Source organism: Arsenophonus nasoniae DSM 15247 (genome assembly GCF_000429565.1).
Lineage (GTDB): Bacteria > Pseudomonadota > Gammaproteobacteria > Enterobacterales > Enterobacteriaceae > Arsenophonus > Arsenophonus nasoniae.
Genome location: NZ_AUCC01000206.1, coordinates 1 through 1,764, shown reverse-complemented (window position 1 = coordinate 1,764; position 1,764 = coordinate 1). Strand labels below are relative to the sequence as shown.

At 34.5% G+C, this 1,764-nt stretch carries 2 protein-coding genes and 1 pseudogene; all 3 read left to right on the top strand.

Annotation, left to right across the window (positions count from 1 at the left end):
- Positions 1-536 (top strand): annotated as a pseudogene (locus G468_RS24320) (hypothetical protein); the annotation flags it as partial.
- Between the two features lie 33 nt (positions 537-569).
- Positions 570-1,388 (top strand): phytochelatin synthase family protein, encoded by an 819-nt coding sequence (locus G468_RS0117475; RefSeq protein ID WP_051297195.1) that lies wholly within the window; start codon positions 570-572, stop codon positions 1,386-1,388.
- A 41-nt stretch (positions 1,389-1,429) separates the two neighbouring features.
- Entirely contained in the window at positions 1,430-1,714 is a 285-nt protein-coding gene (locus tag G468_RS0117470) for an HU family DNA-binding protein (RefSeq protein WP_276324692.1), read from the top strand.
- Positions 1,715-1,764: the final 50 nt, after the last annotated feature.

The window sequence follows — 1,764 nt, the reverse complement described above, 5'->3', positions numbered from 1 at the left end:
AGTCACTTACAGACATTTCATTAAATTGGCGTACTATCAAAACCGGAAGATCAATAACAGACATTGAAATTACTTATATTCTAGAAAAAGATGATCTATTCAAAACAAAACCAATTCGCCCAAGACTAGCCAAGCGTCCGCATGTTAAATCTGGCTCTCACGATGAGGGCGAATGGATGAAGAAAAATGCAGAGATTCTCTATCAGTACGAGAAGAATTTGAAGAAATACGATCCTACATTGCGTCTAACAATGCCAGATTTGCGTAGAGCCGTTGAATGCTCAAAATATTGCAAACAAAATTGGCACGAAGAGAAGAAGCGAGAATTGGCGATAAGAGAAGGAAAAATTGAAGATTCAACGCCAACAAAAGCTATTCTTCAATCTCACAATAAAATACTAGCAAAATCCCAAGTTACATCTTTGGAAAAAGAGCTAGAAGAAATTCCAAACTTCGGCGGATTCAAGCAAATTAAAGGACAGTTTTTTGATAAGAGAAGCGCAGAAGCTGCTGGATATAATTGGGATGAATATTAGACTCTTTATCTTAAAAATTAGGCACAACCTGAAATGGCAATTTATTCTCAGTTTCATCATAAATTTTATACAAAACAAGTAGCTACTTTGCTTATAAGTAGTTTATTTCTGAATACTGCTGTATTTGCTAAAACAATTGATTTGAACACTCCTGAAGGTATTCATAGACTTGAGAGAACAAAATATAAAAATGATTTTTTTAGTTTAATTCAACAATTCGAAGGACAAGAAAATAAGGTCTATTGTGGAATTGCTTCAGCAACTATAGTAGTTAACGCTTTACGTGTTAAAAACAAAGAAAAAGCTAATCAGATTAAACCTGATTCGACAAGAATTTCCTTGGATGAGCAAATTTATTTTCCTAAAAACAAGAATTGGACTCCATTTTGGAACCGTTATACCCAAGAAAGTGTGGTAAATTTTAGTCCTAAAGCGAAAATAAACATTTTCGGTAAGCCCATGATTGAAAATGGTTTACAAGATTATGGATTAAATCTAAATGACGAAAAAATGCTTCTAACAACTTTAGATTTACAGGTAAAAAAAATCCATGTTACTTCCTTAAATAACATTACTAAAATGAAGAAGGAAATTATTAGCTCAATAAATGACTTTGATAGTTATGTTATCATAAATTATTTACGGACTTCTCTTGGACAATCCGGTGGAGGACATTTCTCCCCTTTAGTAGCCTGGGATAAAAATAGCGATTCATTCCTGATTATGGATGTTTCCAATACCAAATATAATTGGGTTTGGGTGAATAGCCTTGATCTTTTTCGAGCAATGAATACTTCTGACAATAATAATTGGCGAGGTTATTTGATAGTGAAAGAAAATGACCATAATTAGTTTTATAAATATTAAATACACTATCTAACGTTAAATTGAAAATCAGGCACACCATGAACAAAACCGAACTCATCAATCAAATTGCTGAAAAAGCTGACTTAACCAAAAAAGACTCAGAGAAAGCACTGAACGCATTCATAGAAACCGTGACAGAAGCGCTAAAGGCGGGAGATGAAGTACAACTCGTTGGCTTTGGCTGTTTTCAAGTTAAACAACGCGCAGCCAGAGATGGACGCAATCCAAAAACGGGCGAGACACTTAAAATTGCTGCTGCAAACGTACCGAGTTTTAAAGCAGGTCAAAGACTCAAAGAGGCAGTTAAGTAATTCATGACCTATGACGCAAAGTCAATTCGCATTCTACGTGAAGACGAAAT

What these genes read in the sequence shown, in the direction of transcription:
- G468_RS0117475 (WP_051297195.1), top strand. Translation starts at nt 570, where the DNA reads ATGGCAATTTATTCTCAGTTTCATCATAAATTTTATACAAAACAAGTA.